General features: G+C 54.3%; 6 protein-coding genes. 3 read left to right on the top strand and 3 right to left on the bottom strand.

The genetic code is table 11. The annotated features are described in order from the left end of the window. Together rseP and dxr are read right to left on the bottom strand one after the other, a co-directional pair. On the bottom strand, positions 1-1,985 hold a 1,985-nt coding region (gene rseP / locus R3C20_17625), incomplete at its 3' end, for an RIP metalloprotease RseP (protein ID MEZ6042327.1). Further along, positions 1,973-3,118, bottom strand: a complete 1,146-nt coding sequence (dxr, locus tag R3C20_17620) for a 1-deoxy-D-xylulose-5-phosphate reductoisomerase (protein MEZ6042326.1) — start codon at positions 3,116-3,118, stop codon at positions 1,973-1,975. The genes rseP and dxr, both read right to left, overlap by 13 nt. A 234-nt stretch (positions 3,119-3,352) precedes the next feature. On the opposite strand from dxr, the gene R3C20_17615 reads away from it, so the two are divergent. The 3 genes from R3C20_17615 (at position 3,353) to xrtU (ending at position 7,035) form a co-directional block, all read left to right on the top strand. Then, positions 3,353-4,381 carry a 3'(2'),5'-bisphosphate nucleotidase gene (locus R3C20_17615; GenBank protein ID MEZ6042325.1) on the top strand — a complete coding sequence of 343 codons (1,029 nt, stop codon included), beginning with the start codon at positions 3,353-3,355 and terminating at the stop codon, positions 4,379-4,381. A 9-nt stretch (positions 4,382-4,390) separates the two neighbouring features. Then, a complete protein-coding gene (locus tag R3C20_17610) occupies positions 4,391-5,278 on the top strand; it encodes an MBL fold metallo-hydrolase (protein MEZ6042324.1) in 888 nt (295 codons plus the stop codon). A gap of 86 nt (positions 5,279-5,364) precedes the next feature. Then, a complete protein-coding gene (xrtU, locus tag R3C20_17605) occupies positions 5,365-7,035 on the top strand; it encodes an exosortase U (protein MEZ6042323.1) in 1,671 nt (556 codons plus the stop codon). Here the strand turns inward: xrtU and R3C20_17600 are convergent. Continuing rightward, a complete protein-coding gene (locus R3C20_17600) occupies positions 7,029-7,469 on the bottom strand; it encodes a hypothetical protein (GenBank protein ID MEZ6042322.1) in 441 nt (146 codons plus the stop codon). The genes xrtU and R3C20_17600 overlap by 7 nt on opposite strands. Between the last annotated feature and the right edge of the window lie 107 nt (positions 7,470-7,576).

Genomic DNA, 7,576 nt, shown 5'->3' with positions numbered 1-7,576 from the left:
TTTGCATTCGGTTTTCGTCGAGCGACACCTTCCCAGATCAGGAACACCATATGCCCGCCGTCCAGCACGGGACTGGGAAGGAAGTTGATGATCGCCAGGTTGATGCTGAGAAAACCCAGAAAGACCATCAGTTCGATCAATCCTTTACTGGCGACTTTTGTCCCGATCGAAACGATACCCAGCGGACCACTGATTGAATCTGCTGGCAGGTTCCCGAAGATCAGCGACTGAAGTGTCATATAAATGCTGATCCCGGTGCTCTTTGTTCGATGCAGTCCCATGGAAAGCGCTTCACCGAGCGAGGTGGCCTTCTTCAGATCAGATGCCGATTTCCAGCCGTTGATACCACGAATCCACAGATTCCAGTCGGATTCCGTTTCGTGTTCTTTCAGGATAAAATCCACGTTCTTTTCGCCGTCCTGCACGACGATTTTGACCTGGCGATCCGGAACCTGCTGAATATCAACAAATGCGTACGCCCAGTTAATGTCTTCAATTGTCCCGGGATTCCGTTTTTCGAGTTCCGTCAGACTTATCACCTGAGGTTTCGAGGTCTTACCGAAGGCATCAGGCTTAAAATTCTCCGGATCCGCGTGCAGTAATTCGATGGATGTAACCTTCTGCCCTTCATGGAAGACTCCGGATCGGCCCGCCTCAGAATCCGGTACAACATGCGCGATTCGGGGAATCACCTGAAATGCAGCACCGATCGAAGGAATAGGAAGCGGGGCTGTTTGGCGCAAAGGGCGTTCAAGCCAGCCGGGCGATTCGTCGGGAGTCAAAGTCAATTCGACTTCCTGATCACCAGCGACCGTCTGGCGATTGACGACGACCTTCACTTCGCCCCCGGCACGTTCCGCAAAGTAAACAGGAAGCCTGAGCGGGTCCATTTCCGTTCCGGGAGCAATGCCGTCCACTTTGACAATTCGATCCCCGACCTGAAGTCCCTGTTCTTCCGCGATTGATCCTTTTCGGATGGCCTTGACTGGTCCCATCGACATCCAGAGCCCAATCGACTTGATGGGAGCGGGAGGGATTGTGATTTTAACCGTGGAGACAGAATCGGAATCACCGCTGCTCTTGCCGGTGTGTCGTTCCATCTCATACACGAGATCTTCAGAGGCATACTTCGCAGTCAGGTAGCTCAGTTGGCTGAACGAAGTGATGGGCTCCCCCTGAACCGCGATCACCTGATCGCCGGGCAGGAACTCGCCATTGGCTTTTTGGGATGGAAGCCCCTGCATCGCGATTGCCTTGATATCGTCATCGACGATGTCAGGACTCAACTGAGCAGTCAATGACGGAATCAGACCAACAGAACGAGTCTTTTCGATTCGTTCCGGTGTGATGACTTCATCAAAGGCTTTCCCGTCGGCGTGCGTCCCCTGGAAGCGCAGGTCACCACTGGACAGAATCACGGAATTCAGGATGTCTGAAAAATTCTGAATCTTTTCGCCATTGATGGATTCAATGCGATCACCGGGGCGCATGCCTGCGGTCCATGCAGGAGAACCGGGCATCACGGATCCCACCAGTGGAGACGGTTCTTCGACGCCAAGGTAATAGCAGATTACAAAGAAGAGAAAGCCGGTAACGACGTTCATGATGACTCCCGCAGAAATGATGGCCATTCTCTGCGGAACTGTCTTTGCGGAATAAGCCCGCGGATTTTCGGCAATCTCATCGCTGGTCATCTGATTGGCATCCATGTCATCCTGCCCCAGCATTTTGACATAGCCACCAAATGGAAAGGCAGACAGTGCGTACTCCGTTTCACCTTTCTGACGACTCCATAGAATCGGGCCGAACCCGATACTGAATCGTTCCACATGAACATTGCACCATTTCGCCACAGCAAAATGGCCGAGCTCATGAAAGAAGACCACCAACCCGAGCCCCAGAATCACGAGCAGACCGTTGAAAATTGTGGTACCAATCGAGGCAATGTCGACTGCAGCGAGAAGATTGGGAATCAGGGTGTCCACCGTAGAGCTTCCTTCCGCGCCCACCCGTCGAGTTGCATGAGGCTATGCAAACCCGGGCTGGCGTCGTATTGATGATGGCGCAGAATCTCTTCTGCCACCTGTGTGATCTGATCAAAACGCAATTCAAGATTCAGGAATCGTTCCACAGCCACTTCGTTCGCAGCGTTCAGAACAACTCCTGCGCTCCCACCAGCTTCGGCGACCTCGAAACCCAGCCGGAGTGCTGGAAAGGTATCGAAATCGGGCGGGCTGAGCTCAAGATTCATCGGGGACGCCCAGTCCACTGAAGGCGCCGGGCAGTCCAGACGACTGGGATAGGTTAACGCATACTGGATGGGAAGTCGCATGTCCGGAGGCGACATTTGCGTGATGACAGCCCCATCGGCAAACTCCACGAGAGAATGAATGACCGACTGAGGATGTATGACGACAGCCAGTTGATGTCGCGAGAGTCCGAACAGCCACCTTGCTTCGATGATCTCAAGCGCCTTATTCATCATCGTGGCCGAATCGATCGTAATTTTTCGGCCCATTTGCCATGTGGGGTGTTTTAAGGCCATCTGCGGCGTCACCGTCTGGAGTTGACTTCGAGTCCATCCCCGAAAGGGACCACCGCTGGCTGTCAGGACGACACGTTTAACTTCGGCAGGACGACCACTTTGAAGGCATTGGTACACGGCACTGTGTTCACTGTCGACCGGAATGATGGTCGCTCCCGTTTCTGCCGCACGATTCATCACCAATGCGCCAGCGACGACCATTGTTTCCTTATTCGCAAGAGCCACCCTTTTGCCGGCATCGACTGCAGCGATGGTGGCCGGCAATCCAGCCGCGCCGACCATGGCAGAAACAACCACATCCACGTCCGGTCGTCGGACCAAGTCGCAGACCAGTTCGAGATCAAAATGCCAGCGGGTGGGTGAATCGTCGATGAAGGTTCCGCGGCACTGGCTGTCCAGAATCGCCCAGTCGGGCTGAAATTCAGCAACCTGCTGACGAAGCAACCCCGAGTTTCGGTACGCCGTCAACCCCACAGCGCGCATTCGTGAACGGTGTCTGCGGATAACATCCAGACAACTCGTTCCAATAGACCCGGTAGCTCCGAGTACGGCGACTGACGAAACGGCCTGCACAAATAAATCCAGGGGTCTGCAGCCGCAAGATCTGGCAACAAAACAAGTTACAAGCAGCTGAAAAGCGGCGGATTCTAGGCATCACTCCGACATCCAGCAAGGTGAACCCCAGTCCGACAGAAGGGAATCACTTCAAACTGAGACACATTGCCCTCACAGTGTAGACTCCCGCAATCGTGTGAGCTAAACCACGCCGCTCAAACACCTTAGAATAGATACAGGGACACGAAGACCATGTCTGCCGAACCTTCACCTTATCCAGCCACCGTCTTTCACGCAGAATTACAAACAGCACTGGCAGCCGTTCGTCAGGCTGCCGTTGTCTGCCGAGCGGTGCAGTCAGCCATTTCGACGGATTCTCTGGCTAAGAAAGACAAGAGCCCGGTCACGGTCGCTGACTTCGCGAGTCAGGCCCTGATTTGCCACACACTTGAAGGGACATTTCCTTCGGATCCCGTCATCGGGGAGGAGGGGGCCGCGGAGCTTCGAACCCCGGAAGGCGCCGAGTTTCTCACGCGGGTTGTTGCCGAATGCAACGCCGTCGGGGTCACGTGCACTGCAGATCAGGTCTGTGACTGGATCGACCGCGGCGGCCTGCAGGACTATCGGCCGCGTTTCTGGACTCTGGATCCGATTGATGGAACAAAGGGGTTTCTGCGTAACGAACAGTACGCCATTTCTCTGGCTCTGATTGTTGACGGGAAAATCGAAGTCGGCGTCCTGGGTTGCCCCAATATGAGATTCCGTGATGCCGATGCGGATGCCCCGGTTGGGGTTCTGGCCTGGGCGGTTCGAGGGCATGGTAGCTGGATGCAGGCTCTTGATGCACCTGGTTCCGCCCCCGTACGCCTCGCCGTAACGACGACTTCCGCGAGCAGTGAATCACGTTTCTGCGAATCCGTCGAGAGCGGGCACAGTTCGCATGACTGGTCCGGGATGATTGCGTCTGAACTGGGAATCACTCGAGAACCCTACCGAATTGACAGTCAATGCAAATACCTGGCTGTCGCGAGGGGAGATGCAGACTTGTATCTTCGTTTGCCGACCAGAAAGGGTTATCAGGAAAAAATCTGGGACCATGCAGGCGGAGTGCTTGTCGTAGAAGAGGCGGGAGGGCGCGTTACAGATATTCATGGCAATGATGCAGATTTCAGCCGTGGTTCCACTCTCGCACGGAATGAAGGAATGGTTGTTACCAACGGCCGATTTCACATCGAAGTTGTGAATGCCGTTCAGAAGCACGCACCGACTCAAGAGAATTGAAACGTATTCATGTTAGAGAATCTCCCGCTGCACTCCGTCCGCCACAAAGCGCTGACAATTGAGGGCTATTCACGCGCAGCGGTACAGACGTACTGGCGAATCCCTGAACTGAAACTGGGCTTTGATCTTGGCGCCAGCCCGTGGTCGTTTATGGGTACGCCAAAGTTCTTTGTTTCCCATGGTCACCTCGATCACATGGCCGCTCTGCCCGTCTACGTCGCCCGTCGCCGGATGATGAAGATGGAACCCCCAGTCATCTATCTTCCCATCGAGATTGTCGACCCGGTCTGGCAAATGATGCGAGCCTGGCAACGGCTGGATCGTGGGCGGATGGTGTGTGAATTGGTCGGTGTGAAAGAGGGCGACGAAATCACGCTTTCGCGTGAACACCGAGTGACTGTGTTTGCGACCAAACATACCGTCGAATCAGTTGGCTACATCGTTTACGACTGCCGTAAGAAGCTGAAGGCTGAGTTTCAGGGGCTAAGCGGGGATCAGATTCGCGACATTCGACTCAGCGGCGCCGAAGTGACGAATGAAACGCTCACCCCGTTGGTTTGCTTCACGGGCGACACATCCCCGAAGGGCCTGGATGGGCACCCTGATGTCTTCAATGCTCAGGTGCTGATCACGGAAATGACCTTCTTTCGCCCCGATCATCGAAAAGAGAAGATACACAAATTCGGCCATATGCATCTGGATGACATCCTGGAACGCGCGGATCTTTTCAACAACGAACTGATCATCCTCTCCCACCTGAGCACGCGAACGACGGAAACAGAGGCTCGGCGCAGACTAAAACGGGCATTGCCACCATCCCTGCGTGAGAGAACGATCCTGTGGGAGAGTGGCATCAGCGAACTCAGCGAAGATACGGGTTCTGCCGCCCTGATCTGAAAAGTGAACATTCCGACGGCCATGGAAGTTCGTGCAGGGATTTTTTTGAATTGCAATCTCCCGAGTGAATGGCAGAATGTCGGGTTATGGACCAGACACCCCCAAGCTTCAAAGATAAGATCACGTCCCTGCCGGTTCAACTGGTGGGTTACGCTCGTAACAATCCGGTTGCGTTCGCCTGGGTTGTCGCCCATTTGCCGTTCCTTGTGCTGTATTACGTCGGACTCTGGCGACACCAAACTCACTATCAGTTCTTTCCCTTTGCCCTGTTGGCATTCCTGCTGCTCGCTCGGCAACGATCTTCCGGGGTGTTTCATAAAGACTGGCGAACGACTTCCCTGATTGGTCTGGATGTCCTGTTCGTGCTCGCTTCGCTGGCTATCTTTTCACCGTGGCTCATGGCGATCGGTGCCTTCTGTTTGACTCTGGCCTGGTGCATCGGGAATCAGGATGTCATGGTTTCCCGACGTCGCTTAACGTCTCTGGCGCTGCTGCCCGCACTCACACTGCGGCTTCCGTCAAATGGCGATGTGCAGGTGATTCAGTCGTTACAGTCATTGACGACTCGGTTCGCAAGCAAGTCACTTCATCAATTCGGCTTCATCCACATTCGGTCGGGAAATGTTCTGGATTTCCCGGGTAAACGATTCCTCGTCGAAGAAGCCTGCAGCGGGGTTCAGTCGCTGTTCACTGTATTATTTCTCGCAGCCCTGGTGATCGCCATGAAACGCCGGGGTCGAATCCACTCTCTCATCATGCTGCTGAGTGGCGTTTGTTTCGCAGGGCTGATGAATGTCCTGCGGATCATCACGATCGCAGTTGCATGGCAGCGTTACCAGATTGACTGGTCCACGGGATTGTCGCACGACATTCTGGGATACATTTGCCTTGGTGTTGCAGCAGCCCTGATGTTGAGTGCCGATGCATTCCTGTCGTTCTTCACGGAGTCTGTTCCGGAAATCAGAAGGCCGGGAGCTCCGGCTGGATTGAAGAATCCCATCGTCAGAGCATGGAACTGGTTTGTTGCTCCCCACCCGATCCGACGAACCCAAACTTCTGCCATGGCAATGCCGGTGCCAAAAGATCAACCCGCCGCAAATCTGAAACTGAGGGCCGGTGTGTTGTTCGCGGCAGCGTGCCTGCTGGTCACCCAGTGCTATTCACTGATCGCCGATCCTCTGGTTTCTAAGACCACTGGGAAGTCATCACTCAAACAATTTGAGGCCGACTCACTGGCGTCCGCAGTCTCCGGATTTAAGCAACAGGCGTACCGCGAGGAGACCCGCGAAACGGACAATCCTCAGGGCGAGTTTTCAAACATCTGGATGTACCAGCAGCCGGGGCTTCAGGTGCACGTTGCCTGTGATCATCCGTTCTACGGCTGGCATGCGTTGCAGAACTGCTACATCGCACAAGGGTGGCAGGTTCACAATATTGAAACAAAGTTCGAAGACGACTGGGCATGCGTAATTGTCAGAATGAGCCATCCACAGGAGAGCCAATACGGAACGCTGTTCTACAGCTTGTTCGACCGGACCGGCAGGCCACTGGAACCACCGGGAGCGAATCCAGGAAACATGCTGGTCGAGCGACTCTTCCGTAACCAGAATTTTGCCATGCTGGATACTGTGACCTATCAATCTCAGGTGTTTGTGCCAAGCCGTGCGGAGCTGTCGCCCGAAGAACTCAATCAGGTCACTGAACTCCATTTCGAAATGCGACAACGAATGAGGTCACTGGTGACGAAGGGTCAGTAAGCTTCCGAGCGAGCCCTATCTTCTGCAACACGCGCCGGAATATCACTCTGGCGCTGCTTGTTAGAGTGACGCCCCGATTCCTGCATGCGGTCAGTTGAGGCTGTCATTCGTTTGAGCAGGTCCTGGCTGTCTTTGGACCATTCGTCCGGGACGCTGACAACACTGCGAAGTTCCGCCAGAACTCTCTGTGAATTCCCCTTTGCCAATTCGGATTCCAGCGCACCAGCAAATTCCCTGACTTCAGCCCTGTGACTCTGCTTCACAATCACCAGGGTGAGTCCTGCCCCCGTTCCAACGCAAATGAGCATCACAGTGCACACAAATGCGATCGCGCACCATTTTTTCATCCACCAGATATTGCGATGCTCAGAAACCATCCAACCCCAAAGCATCCAACCTGCGAAGAGAAAGACCATGACGACCATCAGTGCCATCGAATTGTCCTTTCAGTTCCAGAAGACTCGGAGGCAGAAATGCAAAGTTGGCGATCAAAAAAGAAAACGGCCACCTTCGTTTACAACGCTGGTGACCGCATTCCAAC

The sequence above is a fragment of the Planctomycetaceae bacterium genome (assembly GCA_041398825.1).
GTDB lineage: Bacteria > Planctomycetota > Planctomycetia > Planctomycetales > Planctomycetaceae > F1-80-MAGs062.
Note: the sequence above shows the minus strand (reverse complement) of the source record. Positions and strands in the feature narration are given on the sequence as shown.